The organism is Burkholderia sp. AU15512 (assembly GCF_002223325.1).
GTDB lineage: Bacteria > Pseudomonadota > Gammaproteobacteria > Burkholderiales > Burkholderiaceae > Burkholderia.
On sequence record NZ_NKEX01000006.1, the window covers coordinates 2,373,722 to 2,391,625 of the forward strand.

General features: G+C 64.2%; 15 protein-coding genes. 4 read left to right on the forward strand and 11 right to left on the reverse strand.

The window, feature by feature from the left end; all coding sequences use genetic code 11:
- Positions 1-100: 100 nt before the first annotated feature.
- Positions 101-2,401: an NADP-dependent malic enzyme gene (locus CFB43_RS29980; protein ID WP_089457583.1), complete on the reverse strand. Its 2,301-nt coding sequence runs from the start codon at positions 2,399-2,401 to the stop codon at positions 101-103.
- A gap of 136 nt (positions 2,402-2,537) precedes the next feature.
- Here CFB43_RS29980 and CFB43_RS29985 point away from each other — a divergent pair, with 136 nt between their 5' ends.
- Entirely contained in the window at positions 2,538-3,509 is a 972-nt protein-coding gene (locus CFB43_RS29985; protein ID WP_089497732.1) for a LysR substrate-binding domain-containing protein, read from the forward strand.
- Between the two features lie 95 nt (positions 3,510-3,604).
- On the opposite strand, the gene CFB43_RS29990 is transcribed toward CFB43_RS29985, so the two are convergent.
- From CFB43_RS29990 to CFB43_RS30005, 4 genes are all read right to left on the reverse strand, one after another.
- The gene (locus tag CFB43_RS29990; protein ID WP_256990132.1) at positions 3,605-4,120 is read right to left on the reverse strand and encodes a hypothetical protein; all 516 of its coding nucleotides are present in this window, start codon (positions 4,118-4,120) and stop codon (positions 3,605-3,607) included.
- Positions 4,121-4,386: 266 nt separating this feature from the next.
- The gene (locus tag CFB43_RS29995; RefSeq protein WP_089497734.1) at positions 4,387-4,881 is read right to left on the reverse strand and encodes a GNAT family N-acetyltransferase; all 495 of its coding nucleotides are present in this window, start codon (positions 4,879-4,881) and stop codon (positions 4,387-4,389) included.
- A gap of 173 nt (positions 4,882-5,054) precedes the next feature.
- Positions 5,055-5,261, reverse strand: coding sequence for a hypothetical protein (locus tag CFB43_RS30000; RefSeq protein WP_089497735.1), 207 nt, complete (start codon positions 5,259-5,261; stop codon positions 5,055-5,057).
- 60 nt (positions 5,262-5,321) lie between these two features.
- The gene (locus CFB43_RS30005; protein WP_089497736.1) at positions 5,322-5,711 is read right to left on the reverse strand and encodes a VOC family protein; all 390 of its coding nucleotides are present in this window, start codon (positions 5,709-5,711) and stop codon (positions 5,322-5,324) included.
- A 625-nt stretch (positions 5,712-6,336) separates the two neighbouring features.
- On the opposite strand from CFB43_RS30005, the gene CFB43_RS30010 reads away from it, so the two are divergent.
- Entirely contained in the window at positions 6,337-6,795 is a 459-nt protein-coding gene (locus CFB43_RS30010) for a GNAT family N-acetyltransferase (protein ID WP_089457579.1), read from the forward strand.
- A gap of 123 nt (positions 6,796-6,918) precedes the next feature.
- On the opposite strand, the gene CFB43_RS30015 is transcribed toward CFB43_RS30010, so the two are convergent.
- Positions 6,919-8,958, reverse strand: coding sequence for an SMI1/KNR4 family protein (locus CFB43_RS30015; RefSeq protein ID WP_256990133.1), 2,040 nt, complete (start codon positions 8,956-8,958; stop codon positions 6,919-6,921).
- A 60-nt stretch (positions 8,959-9,018) separates the two neighbouring features.
- Positions 9,019-10,122, reverse strand: coding sequence for a NucA/NucB deoxyribonuclease domain-containing protein (locus CFB43_RS30020; RefSeq protein WP_226272632.1), 1,104 nt, complete (start codon positions 10,120-10,122; stop codon positions 9,019-9,021).
- A gap of 462 nt (positions 10,123-10,584) precedes the next feature.
- Here CFB43_RS30020 and CFB43_RS30025 point away from each other — a divergent pair, with 462 nt between their 5' ends.
- Entirely contained in the window at positions 10,585-11,814 is a 1,230-nt protein-coding gene (locus tag CFB43_RS30025) for a peptidoglycan DD-metalloendopeptidase family protein (protein WP_089498191.1), read from the forward strand.
- 38 nt (positions 11,815-11,852) lie between these two features.
- Here CFB43_RS30025 and CFB43_RS30030 read toward each other — a convergent pair whose 3' ends face one another.
- Positions 11,853-12,263 (reverse strand): GNAT family N-acetyltransferase, encoded by a 411-nt coding sequence (locus tag CFB43_RS30030; protein WP_071333191.1) that lies wholly within the window; start codon positions 12,261-12,263, stop codon positions 11,853-11,855.
- 177 nt (positions 12,264-12,440) lie between these two features.
- Positions 12,441-13,568: an aminotransferase class V-fold PLP-dependent enzyme gene (locus tag CFB43_RS30035; protein ID WP_089497738.1), complete on the reverse strand. Its 1,128-nt coding sequence runs from the start codon at positions 13,566-13,568 to the stop codon at positions 12,441-12,443.
- 365 nt (positions 13,569-13,933) lie between these two features.
- Here CFB43_RS30035 and CFB43_RS30040 point away from each other — a divergent pair, with 365 nt between their 5' ends.
- Positions 13,934-15,115, forward strand: a complete 1,182-nt coding sequence (locus CFB43_RS30040; protein ID WP_089497739.1) for a serine hydrolase domain-containing protein — start codon at positions 13,934-13,936, stop codon at positions 15,113-15,115.
- Positions 15,116-15,218: 103 nt separating this feature from the next.
- On the opposite strand, the gene CFB43_RS30045 is transcribed toward CFB43_RS30040, so the two are convergent.
- Both CFB43_RS30045 and CFB43_RS30050 read right to left on the reverse strand, forming a co-directional pair.
- Positions 15,219-16,391: an NAD(P)/FAD-dependent oxidoreductase gene (locus tag CFB43_RS30045; RefSeq protein ID WP_089497740.1), complete on the reverse strand. Its 1,173-nt coding sequence runs from the start codon at positions 16,389-16,391 to the stop codon at positions 15,219-15,221.
- 193 nt (positions 16,392-16,584) lie between these two features.
- Positions 16,585-17,736: a branched-chain amino acid ABC transporter substrate-binding protein gene (locus CFB43_RS30050; RefSeq protein WP_089497741.1), complete on the reverse strand. Its 1,152-nt coding sequence runs from the start codon at positions 17,734-17,736 to the stop codon at positions 16,585-16,587.
- Positions 17,737-17,904: the final 168 nt, after the last annotated feature.

Sequence of the window (17,904 nt, forward strand, 5' to 3'; positions counted from 1 at the left end):
CGACGACGAACGCTTGGTCCGTACCCGCTCCGGCCGCATCACGCACTGCGTGTCGATATGTGAACGCGCGGGGCGGCCACAGCCGCCCCGCCAACATCAATCAATCGGCCACATTCCGGTTGGCCTCGATCACCGTCAACGCAGCCATGTTCACGATCCGCCGCACGGTCGCGCTAGACGTCAGAATGTTCACCGGCGCATTCACACCGAGCAGGAACGGCCCCACCGCCACATTGCTGCCCGCTTCAGTCTTCAGCAGGTTGTACGCGATGTTACCGGCGTCGACGTTCGGGCAAACCAGCAGGTTGGCAGCGCCCTTCAGCGGCGACATCGGCAGCAACTTCGCCCGCAGCCCTTCATCCAGCGCGCAGTCGCCATGCATCTCGCCGTCCGCCTCGATATCCGGCGCCTGCTCCCGGACGATCTCCAGCGCCCGGCGCATCTTCACGCCCGACGCCGCGCTCCCCGACCCGAAGTTCGACCGCGACAGCAACGCCGCTTTCGGCGTCAGGTTCAGCCATTCCATCTGGCGCGCCGCGGCGATCGTGAATTCCGCGATCTGCTCCGCGTCGGGATTGTCGTTGACGTGCGTATCCACCAGCGCGACCGTCCGCTGGTCGAGCAACAGGATGTTCATCGCCGCATAGGTCGACGCCCCCGGCTTCTTCCCGATCACCTCGTCGACGAACCGCAGGTGGTTGTGATACTCGCCCACCGTCCCGCAGATCATCCCGTCCGCATCGCCGAGCCGCACCATCATCGCGCCGATCAACGTCAGGCGGCGCCGCATCTCGACCCGTGCCATCTCCTTCGAGATGCCGTCCCGGCAGCGCAGCTCCCAGTACTTCGTCCAGTACTGCGGGAAGCGCTCGTCATATTCCGGATTGGTTACTTCGACATCCTGACCGAGCCGGATCCGCAGGCCGAATCGCTCGATGCGCGCCAGCAGCACCTCGGGACGCCCGACCAGGATCGGCCGCGCGAGCTTCTCGTCGACGATCACCTGCACCGCGCGCAGCACGCGCTCGTCCTCGCCTTCGGTAAAGACGATCCGCGCCTTGCCGCCGTCGCGCACCAGCCGGCGCGCCGTCGCGAACAGCGGCTTCATGAACGCACCGGAGTGGTAGACGAATTGCTGCAGTTGCTCGACGTACGCGTCGAGATCGGTCAGCGGTCGCTTCGCCACGCCGCCGTCCATCGCCGCCTTGGCCACGGCCGGCGCGATACGGACGATCAGGCGCGGGTCGAACGGCTTCGGAATCAGGTATTGCGCGCCGAACGCCACGTCGTACGCACCGTAGGCCGCCGCGACGACTTCGTTCTGCTCCTCCTCGGCCAGCCCCGCGATCGCGTGAACCGCGGCGATCTCCATTTCGCGGGTGATCGTCGTCGCGCCGACGTCGAGCGCGCCACGGAAGATGTACGGGAAGCAGAGGACGTTGTTGACCTGGTTCGGGTAATCCGAGCGGCCCGTCGCGATCACGACGTCGTCGCGCGTCGCGTGCGCCAGTTCCGGGAAGATTTCCGGCGTGGGGTTGGCCAGCGCGAGAATCAGCGGGCGCGGCGCCATCGCCTTCAGCATGTCGGCGGTCAGGATGCCGCCGACCGACAGGCCCAGGAACACGTCCGCGCCGCCGATCACGTCGGCCAGCTTGCGCGCATCGGTTTCCTGCGCGAAGCGCGACTTCGCCGGGTCCATCAGCGTGGTGCGGCCACGATAGACGACGCCCTCGATGTCGGTCACCCACACGTTTTCAACCGGCAGCCCGAGGTCGACCAGCAGGTCCAGGCAGGCCAGCGCGGCGGCGCCTGCGCCCGACGTCACGACCTTCACTTCCTTGATGGACTTCCCAACCACCTTCAACCCGTTGATGAACGCGGCGGAGACTGTGATGGCGGTGCCGTGCTGATCGTCGTGGAAAACGGGAATCTTCATGCGGTCACGCAGCTTCTGCTCGACCGTGAAGCACTCGGGCGCCTTGATGTCCTCGAGGTTGATGCCGCCGAAGGTCGGCTCGAGGCCGGCGATGATGTCGACCAGCTTGTCCGGATCGGTTTCGTTGATCTCGATGTCGAAGACGTCGATCCCCGCGAACTTCTTGAACAGCACCGCCTTGCCTTCCATGACCGGCTTCGACGCGAGCGGGCCGATGTTGCCCAGGCCGAGCACGGCCGTGCCGTTCGTGATCACGCCCACCAGGTTGCCGCGGCTCGTGAACCGGTGCGCCTGCAGCGGATCGGCGGCGATGGCCTCGCACACGCCCGCCACGCCCGGCGTGTACGCCAGCGCGAGATCGCGCTGGGTCACGAGCGGCTTGCTGGCGACGACCGAGATCTTTCCCGGGGTCGGAAATTCGTGATAGTCGAACGCTGCCTGCTGCTGTGTCTCAGTCTGTTTCATGTTTTTCGATCCGGGCACGGGCGCCAGGCCAGTCCCGGCGCGATCCATGAAGGTGATTCTAGGGATCCGCCATAAGGTGTTGATTCTGTTTTAATATCGGTCCATCACTTTTTCATGATGGATACGTGACCAGTCAATGAATTTTGACGCAAACGACGTGGTCAGGCGGCTGGGCGCCCGCTTGAAGATGCGGCACCTGGTGCTGTTGCTGCAGATCCAGCAGCACGGGTCGCTGACGCGCGTCGCGGAGCACATGGCCAGCAGCCAGCCCGCCGTGACCAACGCGCTGTCCGAGCTGGAGAGCATGTTCGGCACGCCGCTGTTCGAGCGCTCGTCGCGCGGCATGCGGCCCACCGCGCTCGGCGCGGTCGTGCTCGAGCGGGCGAAGGCGATGATCAAGGATCTCGACCACCTCGCCCGCGAGATGGAGGCCGTCGCCGCCGGGCATGCGGCCCACCTGCACATCGGCGTGATTCCGTTCATTTCCGGGCAGATGCTGTCGGCGGCGCTCAAGCGGCTGCAGGCGCGCATGGAGCGGCGCCTGACCGTGACGATTCATGAAGGCACCAGCGATCAGTTGCTGCTGCAGCTCAGGGATCACAGCGTCGACATCGTGATCGGGCGGGCGTCGTCGGCGATCGACCTGGGGCAGGTCTCCTTCGAAGTGCTGTACCAGCAGCAGCCGCGCATGATCGCGAGCCGGCGGCTTGCCGCGAAACTGGCCCGCACCGCGCTCGACTGGCACAAGCTGCATGCGCTCGACTGGATTCTCGGCGCGCCGCATACGCCGATGCGGGAACAGGTCACCGACCTGTTCCTGTCGGCCGGCATCGCGCCGCCCGTCCCGATCGTCGAGAGTTACTCGTCCAAGCTGATCGGCGAGATGATCGCGTCGAGCGACGAGGCCGTGTCGATCGTGCCGGCCGATATCGCGGAAGAACTGGTGCGGATCGCCGGGGTGGCGATCGTGCCGTACTCGCTGGTGTGGACGCTTCCGCCCATCGCGCTGTTTACCCGCGCCGCCGATTCGCGTTCGCCGGCGCGGGATCTGCTCGTCGACGCGCTGCGCCAGGTGTGCAGGGAGACTTACGGGGACGCGCAGCGGTAGGGTTTCGCGTGCCACGCCTGCGTTGAACGGCCCGCCGGCCCCGCCGAAACCCGTCGTGCGTCGCGACGGCTTCCCGGCGCGCCACCGGCCCCGGGCTACTTGCCGGCCGCGAGGCGCCGCAGGATTTCCGCATGCTCGGCGGTCAGCACATGATCCGAGCCCTCGCCTCGGTCATAGCGTTTCGTCGTCCGGTAGGAAAACCGCTTCTTGTACTGGTTGGTAGCGGGATCGAACACCCACGCATCGACGTCGAACAGGTGCGCTTCGAAATGACTCTCGTCCTTGCCCCACACATAATCGGCGCGAACGAACACCGGATAGGGCGACACGTCCGGCACCTTCCACATCGCGCGGTCGGCCAGCTCCGTCTGCGTGACTTCCGGCATCAGGTTCTCGATCTTGCCGTTCGCGCCATAACGCAGGATCGCCACGCGCTCCAGCATCCCGCTGCCGCCGCCCGAGAACATCCCCGAGAAGAACACCCACGAGCCGCCCGACGCGATCGGCAGCCGCTCGGACCTTGGCGTCAGTCCGAACTGGTAAAGCTCCTTCGGCGAATTGGGAAGCGGCGCGGGCGGCATCTGGAAGCACGGCGCACGGTCGGGAAGCACGCAAAGTTTCACGCCGGACAGCGGGAGACCGTCGGTATCCGTCCGGCCCTCCGCCTGGGTGAAACGCGGGAAGGCGAGTTCGCCGGATGCGGCTTGAACGCCGGTGACGCCAACGACGGAAAGGCCCAGGATCACCCCAAGCGTTTTACGGAACCCGCGCATGCACCTGCCCTCTTCTCTCATGTTTTGATAGGCGCGAATTGTCGATGATCCGGCCGTGTCTGTCGATTGAACGCGCTTGACGTGGCGTCAGGGACAAGGGAGCGCTATTCAGCTGCCTTCTCGTACAGTGCCCAGACGATCCCGTCTGATTTCGACCCGACGCGAATGAAGCCCAGCGACTCGTAGTAAGCGCAGAGCGTCACGTTCTCCACGGCGCAATCGAGCCGAACGAAACGCCGGTTCGAGCTGCTCACCATGCGCCCGCACCAGTCCAGCATGAAGCTGCCGAGCCCTTGCCCGTTGAAACCTTCCCGCACGCACAGCCCGTGCACATAGCCGGCGATCGGTTCCTGCGGCCCCCAGTGCGTGTCCTCGTCGAAGGCGAGCGAGAACGTTCCGGCCAACGTGTCGTCCAGTTCGACGACATACACGTCCTTTTGGGACAGGTTGTTGCGTACCCACGCCTCGGAAAATCCGTCGCCTTCCTTGCCCCATACAGGGTCGTCGTACGTGAGCTTCTTCGCGTGTGCGTCATTCCGGATCCGCGTCAGCACCGGTACGTCGTCTGCCGTTGCCCTGCGGATGCTTTTCGAGGTCATTGCTCATCTCTCCGTTACAGCGAGTCGGTGAAGGAACAACCGCGATTCACAGTTCACGGTTGCGTGGTACCGAGACCCGGCGCCTGCTACTGACTGGTCGCACTCCGACGCGTACAACGTCCGCACGCCGGCAACGTTTTGCACGCCATGCGCCAGCGTGATTTTCCTGAACGCTAACCCAGGGACAAGTAAATGCCGGTGCCAGCATCAACGACGAACAACAGCGCAATGACGAGGCAGACACCTTGCCAGACACCGCGCAGGCGAGTTGCCCCGACATACAATCCTGCCGCGCCGACACAAAGCGTCACGGGCCAGTATTCCATGCCAGTTCCAAGCACAACGAGATAAAAAGGAAAATCAATGGTGATGTCACTCATCCCGGAATGCTCGGTTGCGTGCGTGGCATATGCGTTCGCTCATGGTTTGAATGACATCGATCAGTCGCCGGAAGCTCCCCCCTGCGCCTGATGGCACACCACCTCGATATTGTGCCCATCCGGCCCGATGACGAACGCCGCGTAGTAATTCGCGTGATAGTGCGGCCGCAGCCCCGGCGCGCCATGGTCCTTCCCGCCTGCCGCCAGCGCCGCGCGATAGAACGCGTCGACTTGCTGCCGGTTGTCGGCCACGAACGCGATGTGGAGATGCGCCGGTTTCTCCGACGTCTGGAACAGGCACAACGAAGGCTTGCCCGGCGGAGAGATCTCGATGCCGTACGACGGCTCGCCCTCGCCCTGCACCACGACGCCTAGCGGCTCGAGTGCGCTCAGGAAAAACGCCTTGCTCGCTGCAAAGTCGGTCACGCCGAATTTGACATGGTCAAACATGACTCCCCCTCGGATAGATGGGTCTGCCGGCACCCGGATGGAACGTCGAAATCACCGCGATGTTGCCACACGTCGCCGTCGCCGGCATCCCCTGCGCGACCGAACAAGAAAAGTCCGACACAGTCGGGCCGACGAGCGGGATGCTCACCCCTCATCGAGCGGTCACGGCGTGCGACACAACGTCATCGTGATGCTGGCGACACCCGGCGATCGCGCACGACGCTGTGACCGATCGTCGATCGACAGGCATGTCTGGAAGGATTCCGAAAGAAACGGCTACTGCGAAACAGGCGCATCGGGTGACCCGCCCGCCGGCATGGTCGGCAAGAGAATGGCCGGGCCCATCGACCTTCATCGCTAGCCCTCTCGTTTGTGCGGAATTGCCAGGTCATGCGATCCCGGAAAATCGGACAGACGATACGGGAATGTCGGCGCCCGGGAATCCCGGAATGAAGCAGCGAATCGGTGACGGGATCTCGCTGCCGGTTCGCTGTACCGCACGCTCGATACGTCGCACTGAACTTCCGGTCTCACCGGTTTCAGCGGCATGCTTCCGCGATCTTGGAAGTTCGATTCCGTGCTGCTATCGTTGTGCACCTTTTGACGATTTCGGAGCGGCCGAGACATGCCCTTGATCTTGCGTCGCGCGATTGCTGCGGATGCCGCAGAGGTGGCTGACGTCTATCTACGGTCGCGCAACACGCTGGCATCCTATGCGCCGCTCGCACACTCTGAAGCCGCTGTCCGCGATTGGGTGGCCAACCTGCTAGTTCCGTCCGGCAACGTTACCGTTGCCGTGAACGACAACCGCATCGTCGGCATGGCCGCGCACGTTGTCACTGACGGCGTGGTGTGGCTTGACCAGTTGTATGTGTGCCCCGAATTCAAGCGACAAGGAATGGGTTCTTCCCTCCTGGAATCGGTGAAGTCGCAGACGGTTGGCAGGCTCCAGCTCTACACGTTCCAGATGAATCACGATGCTGCTGCGTTTTATGAACGGCACGGGTTCGTTGCGATTGCATACAGCGACGGAAGCAGGAACGAGGAAGGGTGTCCTGACGTCTTGTACTGCTTGACCCGGTAGCGCACGAAGCGCCCGTCTGCCCTGCACAGACAAGCGTTTCCCCAAGGGTCATCGGCATGGCCCTTGGAGCATGCGCATCGACGTAGCGGCCCACACACCGCCACCCTCATGCTCAGCGAGTGCTCAGCTTGATTGCCCGTCGTCGGCGACGCGGGCAAGCCACGCCGAGAAGCTCCCTGCAACGCGCTCGCGTCGCGCGTCATCGTGCCAGACCCGAATCACTTGTCCCGAGAAACCGTCTTCCGTGGGATCGAGGTCAAGACACAGATGATTGCCGCTACCGTCATGCGTGAATGGAATCCACTTCAGGTTGTACCAGTCGTCCCCGATGCCTGGATCCGGTTCCGATTCCACACCGTCGAAATCGCCTCCGTCGACGAGACCTTTCCAGATACGCCATTGCGCGAGGATCTCGTGCGAGCTCAGCAGCGCATCACTTCCGGAAAATTCATCCCCCGCATCGGCCTGGCCATCGTGAATGCGCAGGCTGTCGACGAATGCGTCAGGCAGGCGCGTTCCCAGCGCAGTCTGCAAGGCCGCGATCTCGTCGTCGGACGCCGGCCCGTTGAGGCCACCCGGCAGACGTGACGCATCCGCGGCGAAGGCTGCTTCGAGCCGTTGCCATGTTTCGCGAAGATCGATGCTGCGTGCGTCGTCGATCTCGCGGGTCGTCGCGCGGGCGTCGACCACCGGCGATGGTGAGGCTGCCTCGGCGGATGTTTCCGCCACGGGGCGCGGCGGTTCACTGGCGAGGTCGCGGTCGAGACGCAGGAACAGCACGGACGAACCGGCTGCCATGGGACATTCCGCAGCGGGGATCGCGACGAGCACATCGGCACGAACGACGCCGCCGATCCTCCCGTCGCCTTCGGACGGCAACAGGCGGACGACCAGGTTTCCGTCGACGCCACGATGCAGATTGCCCCATCGCATCGCGTTCAGTTGACCATCGCGCTCGACGCCGTGGTCGACGATGCCGGACTCCCAATGAGGCCCCGGTGTTGCCGCGTGCTCGAGCGAATCGAGCACACGCGGCATGATCGCGTGCATCAGCATCGCCACGGCACCCGTGTGGCCCGACAGGTTGATCAGGGTGGCCTGATCGTAGCTGGTCAGGACCGTCATCCCGCTTTGCGTACCATCCGGACGCGTGAACGGCAGCATGGTTTTCTTCGGCGGCGAGCGATTGTCGCTGCGTCCGAAGTTGAAGCGGTCGGCCGGTGTTTGCTTGATGTCAACCGTCGTTTCGTCGTAGGCGTACACCTGCTGCGTATTCAGCCCCAGATCCAGAAATGGCCGCACGGCAGGCAGCCCGGCTCCCACGATCAGGTCGTAACGCTGCGCGAGCTCGGCCAGTTTCTTCTTGAACGCGTATTCGTTCTGTTGCACCTCGAGCGGCGGCCGTGCCATGTCCGGCGGCTCGATGTACTCGACCGAAGCCACCTCGTATCCCCAGCGCTGCAGTACCGCACGGATATAGGGCCCACTCGTGTCGGGGCGCCGCCAACCCTCACGTGCGGCGCGGGGCGCGCACGGCTCATACCCGACGATCACCACGCCGATGCGCGGCCGTTTCGTCACCTCGATGTCGCGTATGCCTGCGGCCGTCAGCGCGATCTGCCGTTCGGCCGTTATCCGGCTGCCCTTGGGCAGGAGCAGGCTGCCTTGCCGACATTCGCTGCCCGGTGCGATCACATGTTGGCCGGCGGATCGCGGCGCGTGCAGCAGCAGAAAAGATCGAGCGCCACGGTACGAAACCTCGAGGTCGCTTTTCGGGACGACGGTGTCGGCATGTTCCGGCAGCGGGAAATACGGTGGGACATCGACCGCGCACTGTGCGCCGATTGCACGAGCCGCCGGACTGCCGGCCGGCGAGGCCAGCGCGCGCCGGCTGAACTGGAATTCGAGCTCGACCGGTGCATCGTGCGCCGCATGCGCGGTATCGGATGCGCGTAAAGCATAGCCTTCGACCGCCGCGAGCGGAACGGGCGGAACATTCTCGGGGGCGAAAACGTCCGCCGCCGTCACGCGCGTCAGCGCATCCTCGACCGGAATCGCCTCGGATTGCATCGCGCCCGGCACGGCGCGTCGGCAGAGCTTGTAGGGCTGGTCGAGCCAGAAGGGGAAGTGCTCGTGATCGTTCATGGTGATGGGTGTTGTCATGCCGTGGTTCGAAGGATGCGTGCGAACCACGGCAAAAATGCGGCTTTCGTCGCCTGCGGCTCAACGTTTTGCGGCAGGCTGCGAAGAACCGACGTCGACATAAAACGCCTCCTGGTCGATCACGCGCTGGTTCAAATAGAAACTTCCGAGGAAAGCGCCCGCGCGCCGATTATCGCTCGCATCGATACGCTTGACCGATACTTCCGGTTCTCGTGATGCGCCTTGCTCCGTCGACGCAAACGGATACTCGTCGCAATCGCAATCGCTCGGCGTTTCGTCCGGATCACCGGTGAATGTGCACTGGCCAGTGACCGGGCCGAATTTCTCGATGCATTGCGCCTTGGAATCGCTCCGGTTGGCCCGCCGCCATGCTGCGTCGCGCGTGCGTGTCAGCGGCCTGGCTTCAAAGGCCGGAAAGATCGTGCCGTCGCCCTTCGGTACGAACTTGCCGGGACGCCCGGCGGCTTGCGCCTCGCGTATATGGATTGCGGATTCGTTGACGTCGGGATTCGTGTCGACGATGGTACGCAGGACGGCCGGTGCGTCCGCGTAGATGCACCCTTGCGAGTTGCTCTTGACGAGCGCGATGTCGCATCGAATGTTGGGAATATAGCCGACGCCCGCGTAGGGATTCATGCTTGCGCCGTTCTCGAACGAGTCTCCCGATTTCGCCACCCGGTACTCGAGCGTCGGACTGAACCTGAGCGGATTACCGGATCCCATGTTGGGCGTGATCATCACCGATAGCTCGTTGGACAGCCCGCCAAGGGCGAGCGGCACGCCGGCATTGGGCGCAACCGTACAATCCGCGCCGCATTCGACGATCGGCTTGATCATCAGGCCGGGCGGATTGCCGGACAGGACGCGCGTGCGGAAGCGAAACGTCACCGGCCATGCGAGCTGGTTCGACGGATTGTCGGAATACGCATAGGCATCAATCGCCACCCGGCCGATTTCATTGTTCTGGCCGTCTGTCGCGACATAGACGAGCGGTTCGGTTTTCTGGCAATAACTGGTCCGGCTCAACAGCGAATCCTTGCTCGTTTCGGTCCGGACGGTCGTGCAGACGGGCGAAACGTCCGTCGCACTTTCCGCATGGGCAGGCATCGCCGTCGCAAGCACGATCGCACCGGCAAACAGCCGGCCAAACAGCATTCGATACATCGCTTCCCATCCTGAAAATTCATCAATCGAAATGATTTACTTTGTCTCGGCTCAATTTAAATCTCGATCCGATTGAAATAAAACTGTTAAATTTGTCAGGAATATGTAAATGATATTAACGAGACCACCTCACGATCGTTTCTTTTCCATAAATAATCCAATCCAATTCACCGGCCATTGAATCCTTTGTCGATCAAGGCACCTCACGACGCGGCTCGCCACGAGGCTGGGCATGGGCGCCCCTTCGAGACCACTCCGCAAGGTGATTCCAGATCAATTGACTCCGGTTTACCGAGTGGACAAATCACTTTGAAACTATCGCATCAACAATTTCATCCGCAGCATTCAATTTAAAAACGCACCCAGATATATTTCATTTTCCTTTCAATGACTGACGAATGATGTAGGCTTGCTGGCGGCGTCATGAACTTCTTGCAAACCCTCTTCGCGGTGCATTTGACCATGCGCAATTTATTAAGTCGTCCTGCCTCGAATTCGATTCAATACTCCATTGGAATCCTGCTGATTGCAGCCAGCCTTGCCGAAATCGCGCAGGCGGCGCCAATCGAGACGTCGTTGCAACGCTCGATCGGGCAGGCGCTTCAATCCCGATCGGGTGGGGCGTTGAAGCTGCCGGCCCGGTCGGACGACAGCCTGGTCGAGGCCATCAAAACCGACGACGTTTCCGGATGGGTATTTGGCACTGCGACACAAATCCTGCGCGACGACGAATCCGGCGATCCCGTCACGAAGCTGTTCATTGCGCGCAACATGAATGGCCGATGGATCTCGGGTGTGGAGGGCAGCAGCGAGTTTGGAGCATTGCTCGATGCGGCGCCACCCACGCTGCTCGCGGCCGACGAGCGGAAAAATCTGGCGTCGAGACGCGCATCGCTTGCACCACGGTCGGCTGCATTGCCGCAACCGGGCCTTGCGTTGCCGTGGGAACCGAATGCCGGGTGGTACTGGACGGGCGGTGCACACGGCTGGTCCGGACAAAGCAGGCCGTATAACTCCCTCGATTGCTCGGGCGGCAACGGCCGCGTGCTGGCGGCGCGAGACGGCTATCTTTACAAGAGCTGCGAGCGCGACGGCAGCGCCATCGTGAAGGTGGTTCACGACAATGGCTATGCGACGACTTATTACCACATGGTCCAGCTGACGTCGCTGAACAGCGGTACGCGTGTTCGCCAGGGGGAGTATCTCGGCAGCGTCGGAAACGGCCTGCCGTGCGGCGGACAGACGACGGGGCCGCATGTTCACCTTTCATTGAGCAAGGATGGCAATGACGTGTCCGTCAATGGCATGACGATCGGCGGCTGGCAATTCTTCGAAGGCACTTCGCCGTATTCCGGATACGCGGTTCGCAATCAGCGGCGCGTCTCCCCGCAGGCATGGCTGGTCAACTACGGGAGCGCGGATTCCGGCGATCCGTCCACGCCCGTCAGCGCGCGTGTACAGGCACCGGGTACGGCGAATCTGCGCAGCGCGCCTTCATTGTCGGCGCCGGTCGTCGGTTCGCTCGAGAATGGGCGCATCGTGCAGCTCGCGTGCCACCAGTACGGCGACTCCGTGAACGGCAACTGGGGCGCTACACGGCTTTGGTATCGCCTCGACTCGAATCAATGGATCTCCGACGGATTCGTCTACACGGGCAGCAACGACCCGGTGGTGCCGGAATGCGTGAATTAGCGCGGGCGCACCGCGACAGGAAAAACGATGCCTCAACGTTACGTGATCCGCAGGAACATCCCCGCCTTCTCAGGCAGCACCGACGGTTGAAAACCGTAACGCTCGTAGAACTTCGGTGTCCCGTGATCCGCCATCAGGCTGACGTAGGCGGTCGGCGGCGCGTGCTCGTGAACGTAGCCCATGAGTGCCCGCATGATCAGGTCGCCCACGCCTTTCTTCTGATGAGCGGGCAACACCGCGATATCGACGATCTCGAAGAAACAGCCGCCATCGCCGATGACGCGGCCAATTCCGACCGGATCGCTGTCGCAATACGCCACGACGCTGAAAAGGCCATTCTTCAGCCCGATCGTCGCAGCCTGTTCCGACTTTCTGCTCAACCCTGCGGCAAGACGAATGCCGATGTAGTCGGATACCGACGGGACTTCCTGTCGAACGACGTATGCCATGCGAACCCTTCAGGTTAGCCGAACAGGCAGATGGACCGGCCTCGCTGCGCATAAGCCCATCGAACCACGAACCCGAACGCGCGGATCGGACGAGACCATGACCCTCCATCCAGCGAGGCAGTAGACCAAAGGCGCGCACACCCATCACCCACTGCCTCGCCCAATCCACCAAGCGCCTTAAAGAACCCGCTCCAGCGCATCCGCAAACCGCCCAACCGCCCCATCGACATCGTGCAGCTTGTCGAGCCCGAACAACCCCAGCCGGAAGGTCTTGAAATCCTCCGGCTCGTCGCACATCAGCGGCACACCGGCCGCGATCTGCAACCCGACGTCGGCAAACTTCTTCCCGGTTCGAATCCCGTCGTCGTCCGTATAACTGACCACGACACCCGGCGCCTCGAACCCTGCCGCCGCCACGCTCCGGAAGCCCTTCTCGGCCAGCAGCGCACGAATCCGCTTGCCCAGCTCGAGCTGCTCCGCTTTCACCTTGTCGAAGCCGTACGCCTCGGTTTCCTTCATCACGTCGCGCAGCGTGGTGAGGCTGTCCGTGGGCATCGTCGCGTGGTAAGCAAAACCGCCGCCCTCATACGCTTCCATGATCTGCAGCCACTTGCGCAGATCGCACGCGAAGCTGGTGCTGGTCGTGCCATCGATGCGTTCGCGGGCGAGTTCGCCGAGCATCACCATCGCGCAACACGGCGACGCGCTCCAGCCCTTCTGCGGCGCGCTGATCAGGATGTCGACGCCGCTCGCCTGCATGTCGACCCACACCGTGCCGGACGCGATGCAATCGAGCACGAACATGCCGCCGACCGCATGCACGGCATCCGACACCGCGCGCAGATACCCGTCGGGCAACATCATCCCGGAGGCGGTTTCGACGTGCGGCGCAAACACCAGATCCGGCTTGTGTTCCTTGATCGCGGCGACCACTTCGTCGATCGGCGCCGGCGCGTACGCGGCCTGCCGTCCCGCTTCGACCGGGCGCGCCTTCAGCACCGTCGTTTCGGACGGGATGCTGCCCATGTCGAAGATCTGCGACCAGCGGAAGCTGAACCAGCCGTTGCGGATGACGAGGCACTTCTTGTGGGTGGCGAACTGCCGCGCGACGGCTTCCATGCCGAACGTCCCGCTGCCGGGGACGATCACGACGGACTTCGCGTGGTAGACCTTCTTCAGCGTGCCGGAGATGTCGCGCATGACACCCTGAAAGCGCTGCGACATATGGTTGACCGAGCGATCGGTGTACACCACCGAATATTCGAGGAGCCCCTCGCGGTCAACATCGGGAAGTAATCCTGGCATGCTCGCCTCCGGTGAAAGATGAACGATGGAATCTGGGCGAGCAGTGTCCGTGATGCGATACCGCGCTGCACCCATGCAATTGCGTTATTTTCTCGACGAAAGCAGATTCTAACGAAGGCCGCGCGCCGCTTGGGGCATATTTTGTCGGCCGCCTGGCGCAGGCGTGACGGGGCGCCGCCGCCGGCCGACGCGCCGCGCTGCAACGGAGCCACGGCGGGCCCCGGCTGAATCGCCCGCCCCGTGTCCGTCCACGCCGATCGTTGCAGCGCACGACGCCCACGAAGCCCTGTTCCATGTACGGATAAATGGCACGTCCGGCGCATGCCGCCTACCATGTCGGCTCCCCCTTCACGACAGAGTCTTCGATGATCCCCAACCGAGCATCATCACAGCAGCCGTCGGCCGATCCCGCGCTCGCCGAGCGCGTCGATGCGGTACTGTCCCGCCAACTCGACACGCAACGCCTCGTCGGCGTGGTGGTCCTGATCGCACGCGACGGCGAACTCGTCTATCGCCGCGCGGCCGGGTTCGCCGACCGCGAAGCACGCACGCCGATGCGGGAGGACACGCTGTTCAGGCTCGCGTCGGTGACGAAGCCGATCGTCGCGGCGGCCGCCATGGCGCTCGTTGCCCAGCACAAGCTGTCGCTCGACGACGACGTCACGAAGTGGCTGCCCGAGTTCCGTCCGGCGCTGCGTGACGGCAGCGTGCCGGTGATCAGGGTGCGCCACCTGCTCACGCATTCGGCCGGCCTCGGCTATCGCTACGCGGAAGCCGACGCGGCGGGCCCATATGCTCGCGCGGGCGTCTCCGACGGGCTCGATGGCGCCTCGATCACGCTCGCCGAGAACATGCGCAGGATCGCGAGCGTGCCGTTGCAGTACGCACCCGGCACCGGCTGGAACTATTCGCTCTCCATCGACGTGGTCGGCGCGCTGATCGAGGCCGTCACCGGACAACCGCTCGCCGATGCGGTCGATGCGCTGGTGCTCCGCCCGCTCGGCACCCGCGACACGGGATTCGTCGCACGCGACGCCGCGCGGCTCGCGACGCCTTACGTCAACGACACGCCGCAGCCGCACCGGCTCGCCGAGAACGAAGCCGTACCCATCTACGAAGGCTCCGTCGGCGTGACGTACTCGCCGTCGCGCGCGCTCGACAAGAATGCGTTCGCATCGGGCGGCGCCGGGATGATCGGCACCGCCGGTGACGTGCTGAACGTACTGGACACGCTGCGGGCGGGCGGCGGCGCCATTCTGCCGGCCGAGCTGGTCGACGAGATGGGCCGTATCCACACCGGCAGCCTCGCGTTGCCCGACCTGCCCGGCGCGGGTTACGGGATCGGGTTCTCCGTGTTGCGCGACCCGCGCGCGGCGCTGTCGCCGGAGTCGCCGGGCACGTGGCGCTGGGGCGGCGTCTACGGTCATTCGTGGTTCGTCGATCGCGCACAAGGGCTCACCGTCGTGTCGCTGTCGAACACGCTCTACGAAGGGATGAACGGCCCGTACACGCTCGATCTGCGCGACGCGGTCTACGGCGTCGGCTGACACGCCCAATTGCACGCGCAACAAAAAAGGCCCGACACGGTCGGGCCAATGAGGTGAGACACAAGGAGAATCCCGCCCACCACACCGGGCGGGTCACGCCGCGCTACACGACGTTCTTTTCGACGATCGGCCGGTTCTCCAGCACGCGCGCCCAGCCGAGCGTCGACAGGTCGAGCGTGTCGTAACGCCCGCCCAGAATGAGTTCACTGACGCCGCGCCCCGTCGCCGGCCCCTGCTGCAGCCCGTGGCCGCTGTAGCCGTTCGCGAACACGACGTTGTCGAGGTCCGGGTGATACCCGATGATCGCGTTGTGGTCGAACACGTTGTACTCGTAGTACCCCGACCAGCAGTTCTCCACGCGCAGCGCTTCGAACTCAGGCACGCGGTTCGCGAGCGTCGGCCAGATCACTTCGTCGAACAGGTCGTGGTCGACTTCGTCGAGCGGCAGGTCGTCCGGGTCGCGGTCCGGGCTCGGCGACGTCCCGCAGATATACGTGCGCCCTTCCGGCCGGAAATACACGCCGGTCGGATCGATCAGCAGCGGGCAATCCGTGAGCTTCGCCGGCGACGACACGTTGAAAATGCTGCGGCGCCGCGCATACACGGGGATGTCGATGCCCATCATCGACGACAGCGTGCGCGTCCATGCGCCGGCCGCGTTCACGAGGGTGTCGCACGCATAGCGTTCGCCGTCGGCCGTGACCACGTGCGTCACCTTGCGGCCGTCGCGCACCACGTCCTTCACGTCGGACGGCACATAGCGCGCACCGAGTGCCTGCGCCTTCTTGCGCAGCGCCTGCACGAGCCCGTAGCCGTCGAACCAGCCTTCGCCGCTCACGCCATACGCACCCGACACGAGATCGTCGACGTTCAGCCACGGGAACTTCGCGCGCAGCGCATCGCAATCCATCAACCGGATGTCCGCGCCGAGGCTCGTCTGCAGCGCATGGTTCTCGCGCAGCGTCGCGTCGCCGGCCGGCGTCGCGAGGAACAGGTAGCCGCCTTCGTGCAGGTCGATCGACGGCTGATGGCCGTCCACTTCGAGGCGCTCGCCGATCGTGCGCAGGAAGTCGATGCCGAACAGCGACATCTCGATCGACAGCGGCGTCGAGAACTGCTGGCGAATCGACGCGGCCGACAACGCCGACGACGAGCGCGCATAGGTGGGGTCGCGCTCGATCACGGTCACGGAAACCGTGGGATCGGTGGCGCGCAGGAAATAGGCGATCGAGCTGCCGATCACACCACCGCCGACGATGACGACTTGAGAACTCACGACTGACTCCAGTTGCACAGATTGGGCGCGGCCAGCCGGCCCCGCCCGTGGGTTGTTCGTGCCGCGTCACGCGCGGCGCCGCGCGGGCAAACCCGTGCGGCTGCCACACCGGCGTGCGCCGCGATCGGCATCGATCGCTGATGGCATTTCAGCACGTCCGGCAGCGCCGCGAAAGTCCGCGCGCGGGCGGCGTTCAATCCGCCGATTTCGTCGTGACGGGCTGCCACGCGGCGTTCTTCACCTCATACAGCGTCGAGCTCGGGTTCTTCAGGTCGCCCGTGTTCGTGAACGCGATCGTGCCCGTGATGCCGTCGTAGCGCGTGCCCTTCAGCGCGCCGTTGAAATCGGCCGGCTTCGTCGAGTTCGCCTTCTGCATCGCGTTGATCGCGATCCACGTCGCGTCGTACGCGAACGGTGCGTACGCAAGCATGTCGATGCCGTACTTCTGCTTGAATTTCGTTTCGAATTCCTTGCCCTTCGCGAGACGCGCCAGCGGCTGCCCGTATTCCCACACGGACGCGCCTTCCGCCGCATTGCCGGCCAGCTTGATGAAGTTCGCGTTCATCACGCCGCCGCCCGCGAGGAACTGCGCGCGGATGCCGAGCTGGCGCATGCGCTTCACGAGCATCGCGGCCTGTGCGTCGAGCCCGCCGAAGAACACGAGATCGGCGTTGGTGCTCTTGATCTTCGTGAGCTGCGCGCTGAAATCCACCGCCTTGTCGTTCGTGAATTCGCGCGCGACGATCGTGCCGCCGTTCGCCTTCACCGACTTCTCGAATTCGTCGGCTTCGCCCTGGCCGAACGCGGTGCGATCATCGATGATCGCGATGCGTTTCGCCTTGGTCACGCTCGCCGCATACGCGCCTGCGTTGCCGGCGTTCTGCGTGTCGGTCGCGATCACGCGGTACACGGTGCCGAGCCCGGCGCGCGTGATGTCGGGATTGGTCGCCGACGGCGTGATCATCGGAATGCCGGCCTTCGCGTAGATCTTCGACGCGGGCAGCGTCGTGCCCGAATTGAAGTGGCCGATCACGACGGCCACCTGCGCGTCGGCGAGCTGCTGCGCGGCCTGCACGCCGGTGCGCGGATCGCTCTGGTCGTCCTGCGACGCGACGACGAACTTCACGGGCTTGCCGCCCACCGTCGTCCGCGCGGCATTCGCTTCGTCGACGGCCATGCGCACGCCGTTCTCGATGTCCTTGCCGTAGGCGGCGCCGCCGCCCGTCAGCGGGCCGGCCACGCCGACCTTGACGACCGTCTCCTGCGCGTGAGCCGCGCCGGTCTGGAGCGCGAGGATCGCGGCGGTCAATGCGACGCCGGAAAGCGAACGAATGCGGAACGTCATGACAATCCTTGTTCTGGGGGCCGGGATGCAACGCGCGATCGCCGCGCGTCGGCAACCTCCCGCGTGCCGGTCATGTCGTCCGCCTGCGGGGCGTCATGCAACGCCCTTGCCGGCCGGTCGATCGCCGCGGCTCCGTCTCCGAAGAGCCTTTCATCGCGAAAGAGGTGA